Raw genomic sequence first — 25,786 nt, forward strand, 5'->3', positions numbered from 1 at the left:
ATCCTCACTGGAAGCGCTCCCGGTTTGGTTTCCAGTTTCTGGTGACCGGCGGAGAAAGTTCCTGGCCGTGACCGCCCCACCAGCGGCGTCACCCCGGCGTGGGCGTTCACGAAACTGGGAGCGCTCTCAGTGCCAGTTGGTAGTCATCAGCAGTCCCCGGATATTCCCTGGAGAGGTCCATGAGCACAAGATTGGCGAAAGCGCTCGCCCTGCCCGTCACGATCGCCCTGCTGACCGTCACCGCCGCCTGCGGTGGCAACGACCCGGCGGAGAGCGCCGACGGCAAGGTCACGCTGACCGTGAAGACGTTCGGCAAGTTCGGCTACGAGGACCTCTACAAGCAGTACGAGGCGGACCATCCGGGTGTTGTCATCAAGGAGGACAACATCGCCAAACTCGCCGACTACACGCCCAAGTTGCAGCAATGGCTGACCGCGGGCAGCGGCGCGGGCGATGTCGTCGCGCTCGAAGAGGGCATCCTGGTCAAGCTGATGGGCAAGCCCGACCAGTTCGTCAACCTGCTCGACCACGGCGCTGCCAGCCTGGAGAAGAACTTCCTCGCCTGGAAGTGGAAGCAGGCCCTCACCACTGACGGCAAGAAGCTCGTCGGCCTTGGCACGGATATCGGCGCCCAGGGCATGTGCTACCGGACGGACCTCTTCAAGAAGGCAGGCCTGCCGACCGATCGTGAAGAGGTCGGCAAGCTTTGGCCGACGTGGGACGGCTACCTGGAGACGGGCAAGAAGTTCACCGCCGCCAACACCGGCTCGAGCTTCTTCGACAACGCCGGCAGCGTCTACCAGAACATCCTTATGCAGCAGGGCGATCACACCTACTTCGACACCTCGAACAAGCTGGTCATCGACCAGAACCCCGGTGTGCGCAAGGCCTGGGACACCACCGTCGGCATGATCGGCGCGGGTCTGTCCGGCAAGTTGCAGATGTGGAGCCCGCAATGGAACGCGGCCTTCAAGACGGGCACGTTCGCGACCATTCCCTGCCCCGCGTGGATGCTCGGCGTGATCACCGACCAGGCCGGCCCGGAGAACGCCGGCAAGTGGGATGTCGCCCGCGTCCCGGGCGAAGGCGCCGTACGCGGTGGGTCCTTCCTCGCCGTACCGGCGCAGAGCAAGCACCAGAAGGAGGCCGCCGAGCTGGCCAAGTTCCTGACCAGTCCCCAGGGCCAGATCGGCGCTTTCAAGTCGAAGAACAACTTCCCGAGTTCGCCGCAGGCCATCGACGACCCGGCCGTGTCGAGCGCGACCAACGAGTACTTCAGCAAGGCCCCGGTCGGCAAGATCTTCGGCCAGAGCGCGAAGAGCCTCAAGCCGGTCTACCTCGGTCCGGACAACCAGGTCATCGGCGATGGCGTGGGTGACGCGCTGACCGCGGTCGAGCAGGGCAAGCTCAGTCCCGAGGAGGCGTGGACGAAGGCCCTCGCGGACGCCCGACGGGCCGTGCCGCAGTGACCCTCACCGCCATCCGACCCAACCGCACGAAACCGGCGCGGCCCTCGAATCCCGAGGGCCGCAAGGCCGGCCGCTGGAGCCGGCTGGACGTGCACGGATCGCCGTACTTCTTCGTGGCGCCGTTCTTCCTGCTGTTCGCCGTGTTCGGGTTGTTCCCGCTCGGCTACACGGCCTGGGTCTCCCTGCGCGAGTGGGACCTCACCGGAGACGCGGGTTTTGTCGGAACCGCCAACTACACAAGGCTTTTCGCGGACCCCGACTTCTGGAACGCGCTCTGGAACACGCTCGGCCTGTTCGTGCTCTCGACCGTCCCGCAGTTGGTGATCGCGTTGATCATCGCGGGTCTGCTGAACCGGCCGTTGCGAGGCCTGATGCTGTTCCGGCTCGGCATTCTCGCGCCGATCGTCACCTCGGTGGCCGCCGTCGCGATCGTGTTCGGTCAGCTCTTCGGCCGCGACACCGGCTTGGTCAACGGGATCCTCGGGCTCGTGGGCTTCGAGCCGATCGACTGGCAGGCCGGCGTCGGCTCGTCCTGGATCGCGGTCGCGACGATGGTGAACTGGCGCTGGATGGGTTACAACGCGCTGATCTACCTCGCCGCGATCCAGTCGATTCCGAAGGACCTGTACGAGGCGGCCGCGATCGACGGCGCGGGCCAGATTCGCCAGTTCTGGCGCATCACGGTGCCGCTGATCCGGCCGGCCCTGATCTTCACCGCGCTGATGTCGACGATCGGCGGAATGCAGTTGTTCACCGAACCGCTGCTGTTCGGTCAGGGCGATATCTCGGGCGGCAGCCTGCGGCAGTTCCAGACCATCGCGATGTACATGTTCGAGCAGAGCTTCACCAACTTCGACTACGGCTACGGTTCGGCCATCGCGCTGGCGATCTTCGTCATCACCGTGATCGCCGGCGGCCTGAATGCGCTCATCGCCCGGCGCCTGAAAGGAGGCACCCAGTGAAGGGCAACAAGCTGGTTTACGCGACCCTGATCGTCGCGATCGGCCTCTCGGTCTTCCCGCTCTACTGGCTGTTCGTCGTCGCCACCCGCTCGAACGACGTCATCGGCCAGATGCCACCACCACTGCTGCCCGGCGGCAACCTCGGCGCGAACATCGCCCGCCTGTTCGGCACGGAAGACGCCCACTTCGCCCTCGGCATGATCAACTCGATGATCGCGGCAACAGCTGTCACGGTCTCGGTGGTGTTCTTCTCGTCACTGGCCGGTTTCGCCTTTGCCAAGTTGCGCTTTCGCGGCAGCAACATCCTGCTGGTCGCCGTACTCGCCACCATGATGGTGCCGGTACAGATGGGCATCGTCCCGCTGTACATGGTGATGGTGAAGCTCGGCTGGCAGAACCAGCTCCAGGCGGTCATCGTGCCGTTCCTGGTCTCGGCGTTCGGCGTTTTCCTGATGCGCCAGTACGCCGAGCGCGCCGTCCCCGACGAGCTGATCGAGGCGGCGCGACTGGACGGCTGCAGCACCTTCGGCCTGTTCTGGCGAGTGGTCGCGCCGGCCCTGCGACCTGGCGCCGCCGTACTCGGGCTATTCACGTTCATGGGCACCTGGAACGAATTCCTTTGGCCGCTGGCCATCCTGGAATCGGACAATCCGACCGTGCAGTTCTCGCTCAGCCAACTCGCCACGCAGTACTACACCGACTACACGTTGATGTTCACCGGCACACTGATCGCAACGCTGCCGCTACTGGCCGTCTTCATCCTCTTCGGCAAGCAGATCATCAGCGGCATCATGGACGGCGCGGTGCGCGCATGACAACGGATTCGGGGCCGCGGCCGACTAGGCTCAGCGGGCACACCGAGAAAGAGGACGTGATGGCGATCGAGACGCCCAGGCGCCAGCCGACCCTCGACGAGGTCGCGGAGCGGGCCGGCGTCTCCCGTTCCGCCGCGTCGCGGGTGATCAACAACGCGCCGCACGTCAGCCGGGCCAAGCGCGAAGCGGTCCAGCGCGCCGTACAGGATCTCGGTTATGTGCCGAACGCAACGGCTCGCGCGTTGGCGACCAACCAGGTGGGCGCGGTCGTGCTCGCGGTGTCGGGTGACAATCCGGCCATGTTCGCCGAGCCGTTCTTCGGTCAGGTCATCGTGGGCGTCAACGCCGTCCTGGAGGAGACCGATCTCGAGCTGATGCTGGTGCTCGCCACGTCCACGCGTGGTCAGGCCAAGCTCGAGCAGGTGCTGCGCAATCGTCAGGCAGATGGCGTGATGCTCATGTCTCTACACGGGGACGACCCGCTCGCCGGGCTGGCCGACCGGTCGCACTTGCCGGTCGTGTTCGGTGGTCGTCCGCTCACCTTCGAGCCGAAGTACTACGTGGATGCCGACAACCGCGGCGGCGCACGCCTCGCGACCGAGCACCTGATCGACAGCGGGCGGACCCGGATCGCCACCATCACCGGTTCGCTCGACGAGGGCGCCGGCGCCGCACGGTATCGCGGCTACCAGGAGGCTCTGGCGATCGCGGGCCTCGGCAGCGAACGGGTCGAGCCGGGCGACTTCACCGAGGAGAGCGGCGTGCGGGCGATGTCCCGGCTGCTGGAGCGCTGGCCCGACCTGGACTCGGTGTTCGTCGCCTCGGACACGATGGCCGTCGGCGCGCTGAAGGTGCTGCGGCAGCACGGCCGGGCGGTGCCGGAGGACGTGGCCGTGGTCGGGTTCAACGATCTGGCCGGTGCGCGCCACACCGATCCCCCGCTGACCACGATCCACCAGCCGGTCGAGGCGCTCGGCCAGGAGATGGGCCGCATGCTGCTCGCGCTCATGGCGGGCAACGACCCGAGCCCGCTGATCCTGCCTACGCGTCTGGTGAAACGCCAGTCGGCGTGATCTCCTGTAGCACCTCGGCCGCGATTCGCCCGGCCGGGCCGCGATAGCGCTCGGCCAACCGGTGGAACACCTTCTCCGCGCGGATGGCCGGCCAATCCGGATCGAGGTGCTCGGCCGGTAGGTGCGGGTCCTGCCGGACCAGCTGCAGCCAGTCGGTGTGCAAGGTCAGCTGCCGGGCCAGGTCGTCGGCGAAATCCTTCAGCGGTTCGTCCACGTCCCACCGGCCGAGGAATGCCTGGTAGCGCTGGGCAATCGCCTCGACGTCGAAGGCCTTGCGCACCAGGTCGGCCGACTCGGTCGGTTTCGCCGGCCGGGCGGTGAAGACCGTGACGTGATCGGTCAGCCCGAGCTCGCTCGCGATCGCGGCCGCGTCCTTGCTGCCCGGCGCGATCCACAACCCGTTCTGCAAGCTGCCGAAGCCGGCCCAGACCAATTGGGAGCGCAGATCGTGGCGATCGCTGCGACGCGTGTCGGGCAACGAGAAGCCGACCAGCGTCCACGTCCCATCCCAGTCGCGGTTGACCGCACCGGTACGCCAGATCCGCGCCTCGCCGTCCTGCAGTACGCCGGTCGCCCGCTCGGTCAATCCGAAATAGACGCGCCGGCCGTCGCGATGGCGCTCCAGCAGACCGCGTTTGACCATCCGGGTCAGCGTCGACCGCACGGCCTCCTCGGACACCCCGACCCGCTCGAACACGTCGATGAAGCTGCCGCTGTAGATCGCCGTACCGCGACCCATCAGGTAGATGCCGAGAAAGCTCAGCATCAGCGACTGCGGCCGCGCCGAGTAGCTCAAACCACTGTCGTCATCGGGGCCAGTCGTCACGCGCTCCAGGGTAGACCGCCTCTCTCCGCATCGCCGCGAAATTGATGTTGGGCAGATTATTGACGCTCGTCACGATATCGCCCTATGTTGATCAGGCCAACCCCACGTGAGGAGTAACCCATGGATCTGACCGGAAAGGTCGCCGTTGTCACCGGTAGCGGCCGAGGCCTTGGCCGGGCGTACGCCGAAGCCCTTGCCGCCGCGGGCGCCTCGGTGGTGGTGAACGACCTCGACGCCGAAGCCGCCTCCGCCGTCGTCAAGGCGCTGGAGGCGAACGGCGGCCAGGCCGTCGCCGTCGTCGCGCCGGTCGGCACCACCGAGGTGGCCGAGCAGCTGGTCAGTACGGCGGTTGAGCGGTTCGGCCGGCTCGACGCGATGGTGACGAACGCGGGCATCCTGCGCGATCGAGTGCTCTGGAAGATGACCGACGACGATTTCGACCAGGTCATCGCCGTCCATCTGCGCGGAACGTTCACCTGCGCCCGCGCGGCCGCCGCCCAAATGCGCGCGCAGGACGAAGGCGGCCGGCTGATCCTGATCTCCTCCCCCGCCGGCCAACGCGGCAACTTCGGCCAGACCAACTACGCGGCGGCCAAGGCCGGGATCGTCGCGATGGCGCGCACCTGGGCGCTCGAGCTCGCGAAGGCCCGGATCACGGTGAACGCCGTCGTACCGGTGGCTGCGACCGAGATGACCAAGACCATTCCGGCCTTCGCGCCCGCGATCTCGGCGGCCGAGCGAACTGGCGAAGCCCTGCCGGACTGGCTGCGCAAGGAGGAAGGCCTCGGCACGGTCGAGGACGTCGCCCAGTTGATCGTCTACCTCGCCTCGGACGCCGCCGATGAGGTAACGGGCCAAGCCATCGGGATCGGCGGCGACCGCCTCGCGCTCTGGTCCCACCCACGCGAGAAGGCCGTCGCTTTCGCCAACGGCGGTTGGACCGCGGACCACCTCGCGTCGTCCTGGCACGACGGGGTCGGCGCCGAGCCCGAGACGTACGGCATTCCGTTGCCCAAGGCACCGGTGTCCTGATGGACGTCGAACAGCTCGTCGCCATCGACGTACACACGCATGCGGAGGTGTCGGCCGACGGGCGTACGTCGTTGAGCCCGGAGCTGCTCGCCGCCTCCGCGACGTACTTCGGGGCGCACGGGCATCGCCAGCCGACGATCGCCGAGATGGCCGGGTACTACCGCGAGCGCCGGATGGCCGCGGTCGTGTTCACTGTGGACGCCGAGCATGCGATGGGGCATCCGCGGATCGGCAATGAGGAGATCGCCGCGAGCTGTGCCGAATACCCGGACGTGCTGATTCCCTTTGCCAGCGTCGATCCGTGGAAGGGCCAGGCCGGGGCGCGGGAGGTTCGGCGGCTGGTGGAGTCGTACGGCGTGCGCGGGTTCAAGTTCCACCCGGGGCTGCAGGGGTTCGCGCCGAACGACCGGATGGCCTACCCGATGTACGAGGTGATCCAGGAACTCGGTGTGCCCGCGCTCTTCCATACCGGTCAGACGGGCATCGGTGCCGGCGTACCGGGTGGTGGTGGCATTCGCCTGAAGTATTGCGATCCGCTGCTGATCGACGACGTGGCAGTGGATTTCCCGGAGCTGCGCATCATCATGGCGCACCCCTCGTTCCCCTGGCAGGACGTGGCGCTGGCGATCGCGACGCACAAGCCGTACGTCTTTATCGACCTGTCCGGGTGGTCGCCGAAGTACTTCCCGCCGCAGCTCGTGCGGTACGCGAACTCCCTCTTGCAGGACAAGGTCCTCTTCGGCTCCGACTACCCGGTGATCACGCCCGATCGCTGGCTCGCCGACTTCGAACAACTCGACCTCAAACCCGACGTACGCCGGAAGATCCTGAAGGACAACGCGGCGCTACTGCTCGGGCTCACCGACCCGATGGAGCAGGTATGACCGTCACCGTCAACGGCCTCGACGAACTCAAGGCGCTCGAGGGCAAGAGCCTCGGGCACAGCGACTGGATGGAGATTACCCAGGAGCAGGTGAACACCTTCGCCGACGCCACCCACGACCACCAGTGGATCCACGTCGATCCCGAGCGCGCCGCCACCGGGCCGTTCGGTAGCACGATCGCGCACGGGTACCTGACCCTGGCGCTGGTGATCCCTCTCTTCAACGAGCTGCTCGCGATCAACGGCGTGCGGATGAGCGTGAATTACGGCCTGGAGAAGGTCCGCTTCCCGAGCCCGGTCCGGGTGGGCAAGAAGATCCGGCTGACCGGCACGGTCGTCGAGGTCAAGGAGGTCGCCGGGGACGGCGTCCAGATGTTGCTCGATTTCACCGTCGTGATGGACGGCGGCGGCAAGCCCGCCTGCGTCGCGCAGGCCGTCTACCGCCACTACGCCTAGGAGCATGCGATGTCTCAAATGCAACTTCGCCGAGCTGTGCTGTCCAGTTATCTCGGCAGCCTGATCGAGTACTACGACTTTCTGCTGTACGCGACGGCCTCCGCGGTCGTCTTCAACAAGGTCTTTTTCTCGTCCCTCGATCCACTCACCGCGACCATTGCCAGCTTTGGCACCTTGGCCACGGGATATATCGCTCGACCCTTGGGTGGGGTGATCTTCGGGCATTTCGGTGACCTGCTCGGGCGTAAACGGATGCTGCTGATCACGATGACGCTGATGGGTGTCGCCAGCACCCTCATCGGCGTACTTCCGACCTATTCTCAGGTGGGCGTACTTGCGCCGATCGGCCTTGTTCTGCTGAGGATTCTGCAGGGCATTTCGGTTGGTGGCGAATGGGGCGGAGCCGTCCTGATGTCCGCCGAACACGCGACTACTAGACGTGGTCTTTGGGCGAGTTTCACCAATGCCGGCGCGCCCAGTGGCGTCGTACTTTCCACTGCCGCATTGACCGGTACGGCGGCCGTGGTGGGCGACGAGGCATTCCTCAGCTGGGGTTGGCGAATTCCCTTCCTGTTGAGCATTTTGCTGCTCGGCGTCGGGCTGTTCGTACGCTTGAAGGTGGACGAAACGCCCGCGTTCAAAGCGGTTCAGACCTCTGAGCCGCGACGACGCCCGCCGGTGCTCGACGTACTGCGGGATCATCCGCGAACGCTTGCCCTGGGAGTCGGCGTCGGGCTGTCGGCGTTCGTCGCGCAGGCCACGTTGACGATCTTCGCCTTGTCGTACGGCGTCGGCGCGGGGCACAGCCGGCAGAGCATCCTGAATGCGCTCACGTTGTCCTCCGCGTGTGCGATCGTCGGCATCCTCGGCTGGTCGGCGGCCTCGGACCGCTTCGGGCGACGGCCGATCGTGCTGGTGGGTGCGCTGGTGATGGCGGTCTACGGGTTCCTACTGTTCCCTCTACTTGATGCCCAGAGCAACGTTCTCCTGGTGATCGCGTTGATCGTGGGGCAAGCGGTGATCCACCCGATGATGTACGGGCCGTTGGCGGCGCTCTATACCGAGTTGTTCAGTACGGAGAGTCGGTACACGGGCGCCTCCCTCGGGTATCAGCTGGCGGGGCTCGGGGCGGGGTTCACGCCTTTGCTCTTCGCGCAGATCCAGCAGTCGGTGGGCTCTGGCGCCACTCTGGTGATCTCGTCGACGCTGGCGGGGTTCTGCCTGCTGACCGCGGCGTGCGTACTGGCGCTGAAGGAGACCAACCGGCGAGACTTGATGCCGCGGGACGCCGTGACCGTGACCTTGCCGACTTCTGCCTGACCTGGAGGACCGAATGCTGAACGCGGGACTCGGCAGCTGGCCGGCCAGGCGGGCACGGATGACGCCCGGCCGGACCGCCTTCGTCGACGACGACCACCCGATCACGTACGGCGAACTCGCGGCGCGCGTCAACCGGGTGGCCGACCGCCTCCGGGCCGCGGGGGTCGGTGCGGGCGACCGGGTTGCGTATCTGGGGCCGAACCACCCTGCTTTTGTGGAGACGATGTTCGCCACGCATCTGGTGGGCGGGGTGTTCGTGCCGCTCAATTTCCGGCTGACCGCGTCGGAGGTGCAGTACATGCTGGGCGACTGCACTCCATCCCTTCTGGTGCATTCGCCCGCTTATGCGGACGTTGTTGCGTCGTTGAGCGGACCCTTGTTGCAGGTATCCCTGGACTCGTTTGAGGACTGGATCTCCAGCGGGTCTTCTGAATTTGTGGATCAGCTGGTCGAGCTCGATGAGATCGCGCTGATCCTGTACACCTCGGGGACGACTGGGAAGCCCAAGGGCGCGATGCTCAGTCACGGCAATCTGATCTGGAATACCTACAACGTCATCATTGGCACGGATGTCGCGTCGGACGAGGTGACGTTGGTGTCGGCGCCGCTATTTCACGTGGCGGCGCTTGGCCAGACGCTGCTGCCTACGTTCCTCAAGGGCGGGTGCTGCCTACTCACCAGCGGGTGGAACGTCGACAGCACGTACGACCTGATCGCGCGCTACGGCGTCACGTGGATGTTCGGCGTTCCCACCATGTACGCCGACCTGGCGAATTCGCCGCGCTGGTCGTCGGCGGACCTTTCGTCATTGCGGCATTTGATGTGCGGGGGTGCGGCGGTATCAGAGACGCTGATCCGGATCTACCAGTCGCGCGGACTGGTGTTCTGCCAGGGCTACGGTCTGACCGAAACCTCGCCAGGCGCCACCTTCCTCGAGTCGCGCGAGAGTGTGCGGAAGGCCGGGACGGCCGGGCCGCCGGTCTTCTTCGGTGACATCCGCGTGGTCGGAGCCGATGGCGAGAACGTGGCCGTGGGCGAGGCCGGCGAGGTGCTGATCCAAGGGCCGCAGGTGTCGCCTGGGTATTGGCTCAACCCACTCGCCACTGATGCGTCACTTCGGTCTGGATGGTTCGCGTCTGGGGATATGGCGAAGGTGGACGACGAGGGCTACCTCACGATCGTCGACCGCGTGAAGGACATGTTCGTCTCCGGCGGCGAGAACGTCTATCCGGCCGAGGTGGAGAACGCCATCTTCGGTCACCCGGCCGTGGCCGAAGTCGCAGTCGTCGGCGTACCCGACGAGCGATGGGGCGAGGTAGGCCGAGCCTTCATCGTCTGCCAATCCGGCCAGTCCCTGACGACCGCCGAGCTCCACGCCTACCTACAAGACAAACTCGCCAAGTACAAAATCCCCACCCAACTCCAACTCCTCCCCACCCTCCCCCGCACAGCCTCCGGCAAAGTCCAAAAAGCCACCCTCCGCACCTACCCCTAACCTCCACACCGCCCCCGACGCACAACGCGCACCCTCCCCTCTGCGTTGATTCGTCTGCATCCGCTCGCCCCTGCCGGCGGCGGGTCAGGTGAAAGCGGACGTAGGCGGGCGGATTCGGACGAATCAACGCTAATGGCCAGCCCGGTCTCCACGTCGGCCCGGGTTGTGTTGGTTGCCCCCGTCCCCCTGACTTCTTCCGAATTGTCAGGCCGGCCCGGGCCGCGTCAAGGGCTCCATCGGCTACCGCCGACGCTGACGCGCCCTTGACCCACCCCGAACCGGCCAAAGGCGGCAGCTATCAGACATCCCTAGTGCTAGGGAGTCAAGCGGCGGTGGTTTTGGTGCGGTGGGCCCAGGCGGTGTGGGTGTCGTAGTGGGTGCCGGTTTTGAGGCAGCCGTGGAGGAGGCCGACGAGCCGGTTGGCGAGTTGTCGTAGCGCGGCGTGGTGGCCGTGGCCGCGGGTGCGGAGTTCGTCGTAGTAGGCGCGGGTGTGTGGGTCACGCAGGATGGCGGCGCCGGCTTGCTGGTCGAGGGCGTTGACGAGCCGGTTGTTGTGGACGAACCGGGCGTGCACCGTTTTCAGCCTTCCGGATTGGCGGGTGAGGGGTGCGGTGCCGGCGTAGTTCTTGCGGGATTTCGCGTCGGCGTAGCGGCCTGGGGCGTCGCCGAATTCTGCCAGCACCCGGGCGCCGAGGATCGGTCCGAGGCCGGGCAGGCTGCGGTAGATCTCAACGTCCGGGTGCCGGCCAAAATAGGCCTCGACCCCTGCCTGCAGGCCGGTGATCTCGGTGTTCAGGGCCTGCAGGATCGCCACCGTGGAACGGACCGTGGCGGCGTAGGCGTCGGCCACGATCTCGGACTGGCCGAGTTGCTCGGTGCGCAGCGCGGCCTGAATCGCGGCGGCCCGGCTGGGCAGATCACCGCGCCGGCGAGCCGTTTTCAGCGCGGCGGTGATCTGGCCGGTGGTGAGTTTCGCCGCGGCCGCCGGGGTGGCCGCTTTGGCCAGCAACGCCAGCACATCAGGACTGGTCAACGTCAACGTCCCTTGCTGATACGCCTCCAGCGCGGCCGGGAAGTAGTCCAGCAACGCCGACCGCATCCGCAGCATGTGCCGGGTCCGTTCCTGGATCAGCGATTGATGCGCCCGGGTCAGCACCTTCACCCCGGCCGCGAGCTGCGAATCGGCCTCGGTGGCCACGAGTTGGTGACGCCGGGTCCGGACCATGTCGGCCAGGCTGTGCGCGTCGGTCTTGTCGTCCTTGGCACCCGACAACGACACCACCTCACGATGTCTCGCGGCCAGTTTCGGGTTCACCCCGAACACCACATAACCCGCCGCGATCAACGCGGCCACCCACGGACCCCGCTCGGTCTCGATCCCGACCATCACCTGGCCGGGGCCACCATCATCAGGCAAGTGTTGCGCGATCAGCTCATGGAACTTCACCATCCCCTGGACCCCCTCGGGGACCCGGCGAATGCCCAGCACCCGGCCCTGATCGTCTTGGACCTCGAGGTCATGATGATCTTCGGCCCAGTCGTCACCAACGAACAACACGATGAATTTCTCCCGTCACGCACTCGATGAGTGTCTGAGTAGCCCGCAGGAGATTCCGGCGCCCTAATGGATCAGTGCTCACACCACCCGAAAAGCGGCAGGCACGACACCCCATCAGCCATTCACATCTCCCGACCACCAGCAAGGGCACGCTCTGATACCAGGACTCAAAGCCCGGGGGTACGGAGTGCTCACCTACCAGCGACCACAGACACCGAGTCTGCCAGCGACCGACCCGATAACACCCATTAGGGGGACGGGTGAAGTCTGACCGGGTCTAGCTGTCCCACACGCTGCCGCGTCGAGTTGCCGCGCATGCTGCCGCGCCCGATTGCCGCGCATGCTGCCGCGTGGGGTTTCGCGGACCTCCAGGTCCACGCGGTGGCCGTTTTCGGGGCGATCGGCCGGTTTCGGGTCACCGTGTGGACCTGGCGGTCCGCCATCCATTCGAGTCGTGGCTTATCGCGTCGAGCAAGGGCTTTCCCGCACCACAGCCCACGACTCGCCGCTCCCCGAAGCCCGCGGACCATCTTCGTGAGTCCACCCCGACGACTCGACGCACGGCGAGGGCCGCGTGCATCTTCCCGAGCGGATTGGACGTTTTCCGGGCCGGAAAACGTCCAATCCGCTCGGGAAGCCGTCACCCGTGCACGGCACACCCGACGCGGCAGCGCAATGCCATCACCACACCCGGTCAGACCTCACCCGTCCCCCTGATAGCTGCCGCCCTTGGCTGGGCTTGGCCGGGCTGGAGGTGGGGCTAGGGGCGGCGGGTGAAGCGGAGTTTCCAGGGCACCAGGGCTGACTCGATCTGTACCGAGAGGCTCATTTTGGAGACGCCTTCGCTGCGTTCTTCGAAGTGGATCGGGACTTCGGCGATGGCGAGGCCGCGTTTGACCACGCGGTAGTTCATCTCGACCTGGAAGGCGTAGCCGTTGCTCTGGACCGACCCGACATCGATCGCCCGCAGGGTTTCGGCGTGCCAAGCCTTGAAGCCGGCGGTCGCGTCCTTCACGTGCAGGCGCAGGATCGCGTTCACGTAGAAGTTGGCCCAGGCGGACAGCGCCTTGCGGTGCCACGGCCAGTCGCTCGCCGTCGCGCCACCGGGGACGTACCGGGAGCCGAGGACCACGGCCGCGTCGGTGGTCCTGAGCTTCTCCAGCATGCGCGGGATCGCCTCACTCGGGTGGGAGAGGTCCGCGTCCATCTGGATGACGATGTCGGCGCCTTCGTCCAGGGCGCGCGTCATCCCCGTCACGTAGGCGCGACCGAGGCCGTCCTTGACCGTGCGGTGTACGACGCCGACGGGGATCTCCGCCTCGGTGGTGAGCTTGTCCGCCACCTCACCCGTACCGTCCGGGGAGTTGTCGTCCACTACCAGGACGTGCAGGTTCGGGATCTTCAACGCCGTAAGGAGTTCCACCAACTTGGGCAGGTTCTCCCGCTCGTTGTAGGTGGGCACGACGACGGTGGTCTTCAGTTCCATGATGGCCGAAGCCTACCGGCACTACAGGATCTCCATGGAGTCAGCCGTCGGGGTGTCCGGTCGGGAAGTGCTGGTGACCGCTGAGTAGAAGAAGGCCGTTGAGGCGATGTCGTCCTGCAGCGGGAGGTACCGGCCGCCCGAACGCCACCCCAGCGCCTGTACGTCCACCCGCAGCTTGGAGCGGAAGCGGATCGGGTCGGGCAGGTGGAACCGGTACATACCGAACCGTTGCTGACTCCGGTACAACCCGTCCGGACGCAGGATCTGCGGCAGCCCCAAGTACGGCGTACTGAACGTGGCGTAGCCGCCTTGGTCTTCACCCAGGTCGAAGTTCCAGGCTCCGCCGAAGTAGTCCTCCGTACCCGTGCCACAGATCGTCGGGAACGGTTCAGCCGCGTCTAGGTCCTCATCCAGGTAGAACTTCACCTCACCCTCACCCCACCAGCCGGAGCTGTTGACGCCCCACGCCATATACGTGCCGACGTAGTGGCCCGGGCCCTCGACACCGTCCAGGAGCGTGTGAACCTCCTGAGACGGCAGCGGGTTGCTCCGGCGCCACTGGGCGTGCAAGTACGCGGAGCCCTCGGGGACCGCCCCAAGCCAGTAGTCGATCTGGAAGTACACGATGACCGGCTCGTCATGCGTGTTCTCGACCGTGAACGTCGCGCGATCCTGGAACGGCATCTCCCAGTAGCTGTTGAAGCCGCCATTCGGGTTCACCGAGACCGGCACGGAGTTGACCTGAGCGAACTCACCCCAGCCCGAGCAGAAGAAGTCGCCGATCGGAGTCTCGATAGCGGGCCGCTCATCGCCATCCCAGCGGGCGCGGAAGATCAGCCGGCGCCAGTTGTCCCGATGGGTGGTCAGCCAAATGTGCGTGACACACCCCGGGCCAGCGATGTCGGCGAGCGTCGCGGTCTCGCCCGGCCCGATCTCGATCGACGGCGACACCTTCCAGCCGAGCCCCAGGTCGCGGGCCGCGTTCGCACCAGTCCCCTCGGTACGACGACCGCCTTGGCCGGGCTCACCGGTCGGGTTCTCCGCGCTGATCGACCGGGTCTGCACGTCGGACAGCGCACTCATTCCACTGATCATGCGCCCGACCTTAGGCAACAGCACGCCCTTCCGGAACGGTTGGAAATCGATTTCTCACACTCTGGTCAAAGTTTTGGGCGACCTGAACATGCCCCAGAAGTTATATTCCAGATGTGGCATTAACTGATCGAGGCAGCGTGCATGGGACTGAGGACGGGCGGGTGGCGCTGCGGTTCGTGCGGCTCTACCCGCATCCTGAGCGATGACCCGGCCGCTGAGCTGGTCGCGGAGTGACGCGCCGGTCGCGGGTGCTGGGGAAGCCGCTGGGTGGCAGGGTCGAATTCGTTCTGCCGCCTCCCAGGAACGGATCCAACTGTGTCCAAGAACTGGAGCATTTCCCGTCGCCGCGCCCTGCAGCTGAGTGGCGCGATCGCGGCGAGCAGCACGGTCACGCTGCCGGCAACCGCATCCGCCGAAACCCAGAACGCCGCCACCTTGACCGAAGGCACCAACTTCATGGTGGCCGTCTCCCCCGACGGCCGGTATCTCGCACTCGACCTGGTCACGTCGATCTGGATCCTCCCAGCCGCGGGTGGTGAGGCCCAGCGGTTGACCGACGACCTCCAGGACGCCACCCGGCCGCGGTGGTCGCCGGACGGGCGTTCGCTGATCTTCCAGTCGTACCGTGACGGCAACTTCCACCTCTGGACGATCGGGGCCGACGGCAACGGTCTTCGCCAGCTCACCACCGGCCGGTACGACCACCGCGAACCGCACTACACCCCCGACGGCAAGTCGATCGTCTTCTCGTCCGACCGCAGTGGCAACGGCACGTACGGCATCCACCGGCTGGACGTTGCCACCGGCACCATTTCCGCCTTGACCGACACCTTGACCGAGGAGGCCGAGCCGACCGTCTCCCGCGATGGCGCGAAGGTCGCATTCACGGTCGACGTCGCCGCGATCGACGAGCTCGACCTCGCGACCGGTCAACGTCGTACGGTAGTTGCCGCGAGCACCGGAACCACCCTCTACGGTCCGTCGTACGACGACAAGCAGGTGCTCGCGTACGTACGGCTCACGGGCCCGAAGGCGGATCTGGTCATCGGTGGGCAGGCGGTGACGAGCGGCAAGGACGTCTTCGCCGTACCGCCGTCGTGGAGTCCGACGGGCGGGTTCCACTACACGGCGGACGGGTTGATCCATCGACAGGACGCGAGCGTGATCACCTTTGCCGCAACGGTTCCCGTCACCTCGCGACGACCCCGGCCGAAGTCGCCGGACATCGAGTCGACCCGGCGCCGGCCCGCCCTCGGTATCGCTTCGCCAACGGCCTCGCCGGATGGCAAGACGATCGCCTTCCGCGCGCTCAACGCCCTCTGGATCGCCGACCTCGACGGCCGCGCCCAACCGCGCAAGGTAGTTGCCGACGGCTACTTCAACTCGGACCCGGACTTCTCACCCGACGGCCGATCGTTGCTCTACGCAAGCGATAAAGACGGCACCGCGGACCTCTGGTCGTACGACCTTGCCTCGGGCAACAAACGCAAGCTCACCACATTGCCCGGCGCACAAACGGCTCCGCGCTACTCCCCCGACGGCAAGCAGGTCGCCTACCAAGACCAAGACGGCATCGCCTGGGTTCTCGACCTGGCAACCGGTCAGCCGAAGCAAGTCACCCCTACGCTCTTCCAACCGGGTCGCGTGAGCTGGGCGCCCGACGGCAAAACGCTCGTCCTCGCGGCGGTGAAGGCCTTCAGCAAGCGATTCCGCGAAGGCACCAGCCAACTCCTGTACGTCGACGTGGTCACGGGCGCTTTCGAGTACGTCGAGCCGATGCCGTTCCGATCGCTGGCCACGCGTGGTGACGACGGCCCGGTCTTCGCGCCGGACGGCAAGCACCTCGCGTTCGTGGTCGAGAGCCTGCTGTACGTCGTACCGGTGGATGCGCGCGGTCGGTTCACTGGCGAGCCGCGCGCGGTGACGTCGGAGGCGACGGACTCGCCGGTCTGGCTCGACGCCCGGACGCTGCTCTACTTGCACAACGGGAGACTCCGCCGGACCACAATCGCCGGCACCCGCGCGACGACGATAAGGCTGGACTTGACCTGGCAGCGCGCGACGATCAACGAACACGTGACGATCCACGCGGGCGCCTTATGGGACGGACGCTCGAAGGCACTAGAAAACGACGTCGACATTGTCCTGGACGGAGGGCGCATCGCCGCAGTCCGCCCACACCGCGGCAAGCCCGATATCGACGCGTCCGCAATGACCGTGATGCCCGGGCTGATCGACGCGCACAATCACTGGCATTTGCGCGGTCGGGCCTGGGGTGCGCGCCAAGGCCTGCTCTGGTTGGCGTACGGCATCACGACCACGCGTTCTCCCGGCGATCCCGTCTACCAGATGCAGGAAACGCGGGAGGCGCTCGCGAACGGTTCGCTGATCGGCCCGCGGTACTTCGCCACCGGCGAGGCGATCGACGGGTCGCGCGTGTTCTACAACTTCATGCGTCCGACGTTGTCCCTGGCGCAACTCGGGCGCGAGCTCGATCGGGTCGAGGGGCTCGCGTACGACCTGGTGAAGACGTACGTCCGGCTCCCGATCGAGTACCAGCGGCGGACGATCGCCGCGGTCCACCAACTCGGCCTGCAGTTGTCATCGCACTACCTCTACCCGGCCGAACACCTCGGCATGGACGGGATGGAGCACACAGGCGCCACGAACCGCCTCGGCTACTCGCACACCGTCAGCCGCCTCGGCCGGGCGTACGCGGACGTCATCACGCTGTTCACCCGGTCGGGGATGTCGGTCACGCCGACGCTGTTCAACTCGACCATGGCGCACGTGGACGACCCGTCGCTGCTGACCGATCGCCGGACGACGCGGCTCTTCCCGTCCTGGGAGTACGCCGCGTTGCAGACCGAGGTCGAGACGGCGAAAGGCCCGGCGGGCGCGACCACGCGAGCGCTGTTGGCGGGCAACGTCGACATGGTGTTGCGCATCCATCGCGGTGGCGGCCTGGTCATCGCCGGCACGGACGCGCCGCTGGACAACGTCGCGATCTCCTTGCACGCCAATCTCCGGTCGATGGTCGCGGGCGGTTTCACGCCGTACGAGGCACTGACCACGGCCACGCACAACCCAGCCAAATGGCTGCAACTGGAGGACAAACTCGGCGTGGTGAAGCCTGGGGCGCAGGCGGATCTGGCGTTCGTGCGCGGCAATCCGCTGGCCGATATTCGCGCGGCGGCCGACGTACAGCAGGTGATGGTCGGCGGGCGGCTGCACACAGTCGACTCGCTGCTCGCGCCATACCCGGCATCAGTCGCGCCGGCGGGCGTCAGCCGCGCACACGCGCATGCGGACGACCCGGAATTCTGGTGGCACGAGCCGGAGTGGCTGCATCGTGTCTGCTGCGAGGGCTGACGGCGGAAACGTTCCCAAACATTTCCGAACAGGTTATTGCGTCATCGAACATTAGCTCTTAGGTTGACCGGCACCAGAGGTGTTTCCGCCCATTCACCTACCGTGAGGAAGTCCCGTCATGGTGCCTCGATCAATCCTGCGCGGCCTCGCCGTCGCCGCCCTGCTACCCGCATTGGCCCTACCACCCGCCACAGCCTCCCCCGTCGCGGTCGACACCCAGCCGACCGCGACGTGGAGGCTGCAGGCGGCGAGCGGGCCGTCGGCCAAGGTCGAACTCAGCGAAGGCGGCCGCCTCAGCCTCGCGGTCGAGGTCAACGGAGCAACGCCCGTGCGAGCCGTCGACCTCGGCCTCGTCACGGCCACCGCCGACCTGTCGGGCGGGTTAACCGCACGTGGGCAGACGACGCGCGAGGTCCGCGAGACCTATCTCATGACGACCGGCAAGCAGCGCCAGCGGACCGTGCTCGCGCAGGAGACCCGACTGCGGTTCGCCAACCCCGCAGGCGCCGAGTTCACCCTCATCGTCCGTACGTCGGATGACGGCGTGGCCTACCGGTACGAACTACCCGCGGCAACGACCGTCGAGCGCGAGTCCGGCGGGTACGAGTTCGCCGGCGACGCGACCAGCTGGCTCCAGCCGTACAACCCGCAACACGAGAACGAGCACGCCCAAGCGACGGCCGCAACCGCACCGACCGGGCAATTCGGCCATCCCGCGTTGTTCCTTGCCGGCGGCAACTACGTGCTGCTGGCCGAATCCGGCCTCGACGGACGGTACGCCGGCGCCCGGTTGCGCCATACGCAAGGCACACCCCGGTACGACGTACTGCTGGCGGACGAACGACCGGTCACCGGCGTCTCCCGGACGGCCTGGCGGACGATGATCGTGGGCGACCTGGCGACGGTCACGGCATCGACGATGGTGGACGACCTCGCGGACCCGGCCAAGTTCACGGACACCTCGTGGATCAAACCCGGCGTCTCGTCCTGGTCCTGGCTCGCGGAGAACTCGAGCCCACGCGATTTCGAACGGCAGAAGGATTACGTCGATGCCGCCGCCAAGAACAACTTCAAGTACGTGCTGGTGGATGAGGGCTGGAGTGAGTCCTGGATCCCGGCGCTGACGCGGTACGCCCGCGCCCGTGGGGTCGAGGTGCTGGTGTGGTTCCACTGGACGAACCTGGAGAGCCAGGCGCAACGCGACAACTGGTTGCCGCGGCTGACCAATTGGGGCGTGAAGGGCGTCAAGGTCGACTTCATGGAGTCGGACAGCCAGGCCCGGTACCAGTGGTACGACGCGATTCTCGCCGACACCGCGAAGCACCAGCTGATGATCAACTTCCACGGTTCGACCGTGCCGCACGGTCTGGCCCGGACCTGGCCGCACCTGATGACGATGGAAGGCGTGCGCGGTGAGGAGAACGGGCTGAACGCGAGCCGCAATACGATCCTCCCGTTCACCCGCAATGTGATCGGCTCGATGGACTACACGCCGACCCGCTTCGCGACGCTGAGCAATCCGAAACCGCAGACCAGCAACGCGCACGAACTCGCCCTGCCGATCGTGTACGAGTCGGGCTGGACGCATGTGGTGAGTACGCCGGAGGAGCTGGCCTCGCAACCCGAAGGCGCCCGGATGCTCGCGCAGTTGCCGACGACGTGGGACGAGATGCGCCTGCTCGCGGGGCAACCCGGCCAAGAGGCGATCGTTGCCCGGCGCAACGGTCAACGCTGGTTCATCGGCGGCATCCGCTCGGGCGGCGCGACCTCGGTCGACGTACCACTCAGCATGCTCGGCACCGGCCGCTGGCTAGTCGAGACGATCACCGACGACGGGCCAACACTAAGGCGTACATCGCAAACATGGACAGCGGCGGACAAGCTGACCATCCCGGTGGTCGACCGCGGCGGCTTCGCGATCCAGGCCTGCCCGGCGACGACAGGTCGGACCACTTGCGACGTGCCTTATCTACCGGCGCCTTCGACGACTGTGCTGGTGGATGCGGACAAGACCGAGATCGCACCCAACGAGACCGTTCGCGTGCAGGGGATCTTCGTCGCCCGCACTGGCGGGGTGGTGTCCGATCTGGAGTTGGCGCCCGTAATACCGCGCGGCTGGTCTTTGGTGGCGGGGCGGCCGGTACGGAAGACCCGGTTGACCGAAGGGCAGAGCGTCAGCGGGAGCTGGACGTTGAAGCTGCTGCCGGGCGGCGTACGCGGCGATCTCGAACTGGTTGTCGCGGGCAACTACACGGCACCGGACGGACGTCGGGTGTACTCGTCGGACGCGACGCCGATCTTCGCGGAACCACTGCCGCCGACCGGGTCGACGTACGTGAGTGATCTGCCGTGGACGGACGAGAGCAACGGGTACGGCCGGGCGCAGCAGCGCGATCACAGCCACGGCGGGGATAAGCCGCCGGGTACGTTGACGATCGGCGGCAAGACCTACGCGAAGGGCGTCGGCGCGCACGCACCGAGCTCGCTCACCACTTGGCTCGGCGCGAACTGCACCCGCTTCGTGGCAGAGGTCGGGGTAGACGACGGGACGCAGTCGACCGAAGGCTCGGTCGGGTTCATCGTTGTCGGCGACGGCCGCGAACTGGCCCGTACGCCGGTCATCCGCGCCCGCGAGGCCGCGACCGTTCTGGACCTGGACGTGACCGGGGTCAAGCGCCTGACGCTCGCCACCAACGACGGCGGCAACGGCAAGAACAGCGATCACGCCGACTGGGGCATCGCCTCACTCGCCTGCAAAAGCTAAAACCGGCTAGAACGGCAGCTTCGGCTGCGGCGGCGCGTGGGACGGGTCGACGCCGTCGAAGAGGGAGCTGACCGACTCGCCGGCGTGAATGCGGGAGATCGCCTCGGCGAACAACCCGGCCACTGAACGCACCTGCAGCTCGGGCCAGTCGGACGGCCTCGGGACCGTATCCGTCGTCACCATCTCGGTGATGAAGGGGTGGTTCCGGAGCCGTTCGACAGCCTTGCCGGTGAAGAGGCCGTGCGTACAGGCGACGGCCGCGCCCGTACAGCCGAACTGCTGCAGCCGGTCAAGCAGCTCGACGATCGAACCACCCGTCGCGATCTCGTCGTCCAGCACGATCGCGCGTTTGCCGGCCACATTGCCGACGATCGCGTCGATCACCACGGTGTCGTCGGCCAGCCGCTGCTTACTACCAGCCGCGACCGGCAGCCCGAGCAACCGCGCGAACTGGGTCGCGGTCTTCGCGTTGCCGAGGTCCGGGCTGACCACCACGGTGTCGGTGAGGTCCTTGCCGCGGAAGTGCTCGGCGAGCTCGCCGATCGCGGTCAGATGGTCGACCGGGACTGAGAAGAACCCGTGCACCTGCGGCGCGTGCAAGGCCATCGTGAGCACCCGGTTAGCGCCCGCGGTCGAGAGCAGATCCGCGACCAGCCGGCCGCCGATCGAGATCCGGGACGAGTCCTTCTTGTCGGACCGCGCATACGCGTAGTGCGGCATCACGGCCGTGATCTGGGCCGCGGAGGCACCTCGGGCCGCGTCGATCATCAGCAGCAGCTCCATCAGGTGCTCCTGCGTCGGCGGCACGAGCGGCTGCACGATGTAGACGTCGCGCTGGCGGCAGTTCGCCTGGAGTTGCGCCTGCAGGCAGTCGTTGCTGAACCGATGGATCTCCACCGGGGACAGCTCGACGCCGAGATCGGCGCAGATCTGGTCCGCCAACGAATGATGAGCACTACCGCTGAAGACCACGATCTCGCGCACTGCTGACTCCCCGAAGACCCACAGCTCAGACCCGACGACGCCGAGCCTATCCCGGCATCGCCACGATCCTGGCAACGGCCTCGGCGGCGTACCGGCTGTCGGACGCCGAGACATCCAGATGGGTGACGAATCGCAGCGTGCGCGCCCCGACGCCACCGATCAGGACACCCTGTTCCTTGGCCTCGGCAACCACCTGCGGCACGGTCTTGCCTTCGGCCGGGAGGTCCAGCACCACGATGTTGGTCTCGACCGCGTCCGGTTTCACCCCACCCGGTACGGCGTCCGCGAGCACCTCGGCGATCACTCGCGCCTTCGCGTGGTCCTCGGCGAGCCGGTCCACGTTGTTCCGTACGGCGTACAGCCCGGCCGCCGCGAGCACGCCCGCCTGGCGCCATCCCGCGCCGAGGCGTTTACGCCAAACCCTCGCCTCGCGGACCAGCTCGGCCGATCCGACCAGCACCGAGCCGACCGGGGCGCCCAGGCCCTTCGACAGGCAGACGCTCGCCGCCTTGGCTCGTCGTACGTAGTCGGCCATCGGCACGCCGGTCGCAACGTGTGCGTTCCAGAGGCGCGCGCCGTCCAGGTGCAACGGCAGATCGGCCGCGTCGAGCTCGTCCGCGAGTGCGTCGTACCGGCTCTTGGGCTGGATCGTGCCGCCGCCGAAGTTGTGCGTGTTCTCGACAGAGACCGCGGCGGTGGTGACGAAGTACGGCCCGAGGTCGGGGGCGATCAGCGCGCGGATCTGCTCGAGGTTGATCAGGCCGGCCGGGTCGGACCACGTGCGGGTGGTGATACCGCTGACGGCCGCGTGTGCACCGAGCTCGGCCCGGGCGATGTGGGCCCGGGCCTCGCAGATCACCTCGCTGCCGATCGGGGCGAGGGCACGCACGCCGAGGATGTTCGCGAGGGAACCCGTCACGGTGAACAGGCCGGCCTCGTGTCCGAGCAGGCCGGCCACCTCGGTCTCCAACTCGATGACTGTCGGATCCTCGCCGTACACGTCATCGCCGACCTCCGCCCGGCCCATCGCCTCGAGCATGCCCGGCGACGGCTTGGTGACGGTGTCGCTGCGGAGGTCGATCAATTTGGTCACGCGCGGGCAGCCCTCAAGCGTTCGGCGACGAGGAAGGCGAGCTCGAGCGACTGGTGCCGGTTGAGCCGCGGGTCGCAGGCCGTCTCGTAGCGGTTGACGAGGTCCGCGGCGACGAGGTCCTCACCACCACCGAGGCACTCGGTCACGTCGTCGCCGGTCAGCTCGATGTGCAGACCACCCGGCCAGGTGCCGATCTGCTCGTGCGCGTCGAAGAAGCCCTCAACCTCGTGGACCACGTCTTCGAAGTTGCGCGTCTTGTACCCGTTGGGGGTCTCATACGTGTTGCCGTGCATCGGGTCGCACACCCACGCGACCGGTGAACCGTGATCGCGCACAGCCTCCAGCAACGGCGGCAGACCCTCACGGATCTTGCCCGCGCCCATCCGGGTGATGAAGGTCAGCCGACCCTCCTCGCCCTTCGGGTTGAGCTTGTCGATCAACGCGCGGATGTAGTCGGGCTCGGTCGTCGGGCCCACCTTCACGCCCAGCGGGTTGCGCAGCGTCGCGAGGAACTCGACATGCGCGCCGTCGAGCTGACGGGTCCGCTCGCCCACCCAGAGCATGTGCCCGGACACGTCGTACGGCTGCTCGGTGCGCGAGTCGATCCGGGTCAGCGCGTGTTCGTACTCGAGGATGAGCGCCTCGTGGCTGGCGTAGAAGTCGACCGTACGGAACTCGTCCGACGTCGCGCCACAGGCCCGCATGAACGCGAGTGCCCGCTCGATCTCACCCGCGAGCTGCTCGTACCGCTGGCCGACCGGCGAGGAGCGGACGAAGTCGGTGTTCCAGGCGTGCACCTGGTGCAGGTCGGCGTAACCACCAGTGGTGAATGCGCGCGTCAGGTTGAGGGTGGCGGCGGCCGCGTTGTAGACGCCGCGCAAGCGCTGCGGGTCCGGGATGCGGGACGACTCGGTGAACTCGAGGCCGTTGACGGCATCACCGCGGTACGCCGGAAGCGTCACGCCATCCCGGGTCTCGTTGTTGCTGCTCCGGGGTTTTGCGTATTGCCCGGCGATGCGGCCGACCTTTACGACCGGGACGCTCGCGGCGTATTGCAGCACGACGGACATCTGGAGGAGGACCCGGAGCTTCGCGCGGATGTTCTCGGCGGTCACACCGTCGAAGGTCTCGGCGCAGTCGCCGCCCTGGAGGAGGAACGCCTCACCGCGCGCGACGGCGCCGATCTTGTCGCGGAGGTCGTCGCACTCGCCGGCGAATACCAGGGGCGGCAGCTTCCGCAGCTCCTCGATGACGCCCTCAAGCGCGTCGCCCTCCGGCCACTCCGGCTGCTGAAGCGGCTTAAGCGCCCGAAGCTCATCCAAACTGGGAACGCCCGGCACAACCCCCGAGCCCAACATCGCAAATTGCATACCCCCACCCTAAACGCCCCCACCCCACGCTCCCCCTCCCGTCTCACGCCCCCACGCCGGGCTCCCCGTCCCGCCTCACGCCACCCCTCGCCCTGCTGATCTCCCGCGCCCTCGCCCTGCTCGTCTCACGCCCCCCTCGCCGTGCTCGTCTCACGCTGCTGCTGCTCATCGGGCCCTTGTGACGCGGCGTGTCGCGGATCGTCGGACCCTTTTGACCAAGAGGTGTCGCCTTTGGGGGGCGGGCTCCGGGCTCCCATTGCGTTGATTCGTCTGCATCCGCTCGCCCCTGACCGCGGCGGGTCGATTGGTCACCGGCGTGGGCGGGCGGATTCGGACGAATCAACGCCAACGCCCGCCGGATTTCACCGCGCCAGGTCCTTCGTGGGCACCCGTCCCCCCGAGTTCTTCCGAATTGTCAGGCCGGTCCGGCTATTCGGGGGGACGGGTGGAGTCTGACCGTTTGCGTACGCCTTCCGTACTCGGATGGCCAGTGGTGCTGCTTCCTGAGTGAACTGGACGTTTTTCGGCCCGGAAAACGTCCAGTTCGCTCAGGAAGATGATGCTGGGAGCCATTGCGGTCGTCATGCGCCCGCAAATCGTGCGTTATCCGCTCATCTCCTGGGTTCCGGTGCGCAGCTCCACATCGGCGAGCGCCCGGCCTATTCCGAGGGTCGGCATCCGGAATGGGGGGTCGACCCGCCAAGTTTGGCGTGTCCACCCCCTATTCCGAGGGTCGACCCTCGGAATAGGAGCGGACGGTGCTGATGGCGGACCGGGTCGCGCGGGGACGGCTCCGCGGTGCGCGCAATGAGGCGTCTCGCGGGAGGGATATCCACAAACCGTGCCCGCGGAGAATTCAGGGGGCGGGTGCCTACCGAATACCCGGCCCGATCCGGCGAGGGGGCTTGGTTAAGACGCCTTGGTGTCGGGGTTTTGGCGGGGTTTTACGTGGTCTTCGAGGGATTCGCCGGCTTTGAGGAGTTCTTTGGCCTTGTCGGCGTAGATGTCGACGTACTCCTGGCCCGACAAGTCCATCAGCGCGTACATGATCTCGTCAGTGACCGAGCGCAAAACGAACCGATCGCGCTCCATTCCCTCATAGCGAGAGAAGTCCAGCGGCTTCCCGATCACCACACCCGGCCGCAGCACGCGCGGGAAACGCCGACCCGGCTCGCGGCGGAGCCACTGGGGCATAACGGTCCCAGGCGGGTTGAGCTTCTCGGTGTCGATCATCGCGACAGGGATGACCGGCACACCCGCCACGATCGCCATCCGTGCGACGCCCGTCTTGCCCTTGTATAGGCGCCCGTCAGGCGACCGAGTGCCCTCCGGGTAGATGCCGAAGAGCTGGCCCTTCTCCAGGATGCCCAAGCCGGTGTTCAGCGCGGCCAGCGACGCTCGGCCGCCGGAGCGGTCGATCGGGATCTGGCCGATGGACCGGAAGAAGGTGGCGACCAGTTTCCCTTTGAGCCCGGGCGCGGTGAAGTACTCGGACTTGGCCGGGAAGATGATCTGGCGCGGTACGGCGACCGGCAGGAAGATCGAATCCGTGAACGAGAGGTGGTTGCTGACGAGCAGCGCCGGCCCCTTGGTCGGAATGTTGTCCAGCCCCTTGACCCAAGGACGGAAGATCAGTCTCACCAGCGGTCCAACGATGAACCGCTTGAGGAACAGATACAGCACGCCTTCACCTCCGTCACGCCGCAGTCGACACAGGACCCTACGTCCACTCT

At 66.8% G+C, this 25,786-nt stretch carries 19 protein-coding genes; 11 read left to right on the plus strand and 8 right to left on the minus strand.

Features of this window, described 5'->3' with window-relative positions; translation table 11 throughout:
• The first annotated feature begins 179 nt into the window (after positions 1 to 179).
• The 4 genes from OG394_RS11130 to OG394_RS11145 are packed head-to-tail and all read left to right on the plus strand — an operon-like array spanning position 180 to position 4,319.
• Positions 180 to 1,469, plus strand: a complete 1,290-nt coding sequence (locus OG394_RS11130) for an ABC transporter substrate-binding protein (protein ID WP_328995096.1) — start codon at positions 180 to 182, stop codon at positions 1,467 to 1,469.
• On the plus strand, positions 1,466 to 2,431 hold the full coding sequence (locus tag OG394_RS11135) for a carbohydrate ABC transporter permease (protein ID WP_328995097.1): 966 nt from the start codon (positions 1,466 to 1,468) through the stop codon (positions 2,429 to 2,431). Before OG394_RS11130 ends, OG394_RS11135 begins: the two co-directional genes overlap by 4 nt.
• Positions 2,428 to 3,246: a carbohydrate ABC transporter permease gene (locus OG394_RS11140; protein WP_328995098.1), complete on the plus strand. Its 819-nt coding sequence runs from the start codon at positions 2,428 to 2,430 to the stop codon at positions 3,244 to 3,246. Before OG394_RS11135 ends, OG394_RS11140 begins: the two co-directional genes overlap by 4 nt.
• Positions 3,243 to 4,319, plus strand: coding sequence for a LacI family DNA-binding transcriptional regulator (locus OG394_RS11145; protein ID WP_328995099.1), 1,077 nt, complete (start codon positions 3,243 to 3,245; stop codon positions 4,317 to 4,319). Before OG394_RS11140 ends, OG394_RS11145 begins: the two co-directional genes overlap by 4 nt.
• On the opposite strand, the gene OG394_RS11150 is transcribed toward OG394_RS11145, so the two are convergent.
• Positions 4,288 to 5,145, minus strand: a complete 858-nt coding sequence (locus OG394_RS11150; protein WP_328995100.1) for a PaaX family transcriptional regulator — start codon at positions 5,143 to 5,145, stop codon at positions 4,288 to 4,290. The two genes, OG394_RS11145 and OG394_RS11150, sit on opposite strands and share 32 nt — an antisense overlap.
• A gap of 120 nt (positions 5,146 to 5,265) precedes the next feature.
• Between OG394_RS11150 and OG394_RS11155 the strand changes: the two genes are divergently transcribed.
• From OG394_RS11155 to OG394_RS11175, 5 genes are read left to right on the plus strand one after another with little or no spacing between them, the layout of a single operon-like run.
• Positions 5,266 to 6,177 carry an SDR family oxidoreductase gene (locus tag OG394_RS11155; RefSeq protein ID WP_328995102.1) on the plus strand — a complete coding sequence of 304 codons (912 nt, stop codon included), beginning with the start codon at positions 5,266 to 5,268 and terminating at the stop codon, positions 6,175 to 6,177.
• Positions 6,177 to 7,061, plus strand: a complete 885-nt coding sequence (locus OG394_RS11160) for an amidohydrolase family protein (RefSeq protein WP_328995103.1) — start codon at positions 6,177 to 6,179, stop codon at positions 7,059 to 7,061. Before OG394_RS11155 ends, OG394_RS11160 begins: the two co-directional genes overlap by 1 nt.
• The gene (locus OG394_RS11165; protein WP_328995104.1) at positions 7,058 to 7,516 is read left to right on the plus strand and encodes a MaoC family dehydratase; all 459 of its coding nucleotides are present in this window, start codon (positions 7,058 to 7,060) and stop codon (positions 7,514 to 7,516) included. Before OG394_RS11160 ends, OG394_RS11165 begins: the two co-directional genes overlap by 4 nt.
• Before the next feature lie 9 nt (positions 7,517 to 7,525).
• Entirely contained in the window at positions 7,526 to 8,836 is a 1,311-nt protein-coding gene (locus tag OG394_RS11170) for an MFS transporter (protein WP_328995105.1), read from the plus strand.
• Between the two features lie 13 nt (positions 8,837 to 8,849).
• On the plus strand, positions 8,850 to 10,331 hold the full coding sequence (locus tag OG394_RS11175; RefSeq protein ID WP_328995106.1) for an acyl-CoA synthetase: 1,482 nt from the start codon (positions 8,850 to 8,852) through the stop codon (positions 10,329 to 10,331).
• Between the two features lie 322 nt (positions 10,332 to 10,653).
• On the opposite strand, the gene OG394_RS11180 is transcribed toward OG394_RS11175, so the two are convergent.
• From OG394_RS11180 to OG394_RS11190, 3 genes are all read right to left on the minus strand, one after another.
• Positions 10,654 to 11,889, minus strand: coding sequence for an IS110 family transposase (locus OG394_RS11180; RefSeq protein ID WP_328992274.1), 1,236 nt, complete (start codon positions 11,887 to 11,889; stop codon positions 10,654 to 10,656).
• 760 nt (positions 11,890 to 12,649) lie between these two features.
• On the minus strand, positions 12,650 to 13,375 hold the full coding sequence (locus tag OG394_RS11185; RefSeq protein WP_328995107.1) for a polyprenol monophosphomannose synthase: 726 nt from the start codon (positions 13,373 to 13,375) through the stop codon (positions 12,650 to 12,652).
• Positions 13,376 to 13,396: 21 nt separating this feature from the next.
• A complete protein-coding gene (locus OG394_RS11190; RefSeq protein ID WP_328995108.1) occupies positions 13,397 to 14,470 on the minus strand; it encodes a glycoside hydrolase family 172 protein in 1,074 nt (357 codons plus the stop codon).
• Between the two features lie 315 nt (positions 14,471 to 14,785).
• On the opposite strand from OG394_RS11190, the gene OG394_RS11195 reads away from it, so the two are divergent.
• Positions 14,786 to 17,842: an amidohydrolase family protein gene (locus tag OG394_RS11195; protein ID WP_328995109.1), complete on the plus strand. Its 3,057-nt coding sequence runs from the start codon at positions 14,786 to 14,788 to the stop codon at positions 17,840 to 17,842.
• Positions 17,843 to 17,960: 118 nt separating this feature from the next.
• Positions 17,961 to 20,606, plus strand: coding sequence for a glycoside hydrolase family 97 catalytic domain-containing protein (locus OG394_RS11200; RefSeq protein WP_328995110.1), 2,646 nt, complete (start codon positions 17,961 to 17,963; stop codon positions 20,604 to 20,606).
• A 6-nt stretch (positions 20,607 to 20,612) separates the two neighbouring features.
• On the opposite strand, the gene OG394_RS11205 is transcribed toward OG394_RS11200, so the two are convergent.
• From OG394_RS11205 to OG394_RS11220, 4 genes are all read right to left on the minus strand, one after another.
• Positions 20,613 to 21,590 carry a ribose-phosphate diphosphokinase gene (locus tag OG394_RS11205; RefSeq protein ID WP_328995111.1) on the minus strand — a complete coding sequence of 326 codons (978 nt, stop codon included), beginning with the start codon at positions 21,588 to 21,590 and terminating at the stop codon, positions 20,613 to 20,615.
• 46 nt (positions 21,591 to 21,636) lie between these two features.
• Positions 21,637 to 22,683 carry a threonine aldolase family protein gene (locus OG394_RS11210; RefSeq protein WP_328995112.1) on the minus strand — a complete coding sequence of 349 codons (1,047 nt, stop codon included), beginning with the start codon at positions 22,681 to 22,683 and terminating at the stop codon, positions 21,637 to 21,639.
• Positions 22,680 to 24,053, minus strand: a complete 1,374-nt coding sequence (locus OG394_RS11215; protein ID WP_328995114.1) for a class II 3-deoxy-7-phosphoheptulonate synthase — start codon at positions 24,051 to 24,053, stop codon at positions 22,680 to 22,682. The genes OG394_RS11210 and OG394_RS11215 overlap by 4 nt, the downstream gene beginning before the upstream one ends.
• A gap of 909 nt (positions 24,054 to 24,962) precedes the next feature.
• Positions 24,963 to 25,736, minus strand: a complete 774-nt coding sequence (locus tag OG394_RS11220; protein WP_328995116.1) for a lysophospholipid acyltransferase family protein — start codon at positions 25,734 to 25,736, stop codon at positions 24,963 to 24,965.
• Positions 25,737 to 25,786: the final 50 nt, after the last annotated feature.

It is taken from the genome of Kribbella sp. NBC_01245 (genome assembly GCF_036226525.1).
Classification (GTDB): Bacteria; Actinomycetota; Actinomycetes; order Propionibacteriales; family Kribbellaceae; genus Kribbella.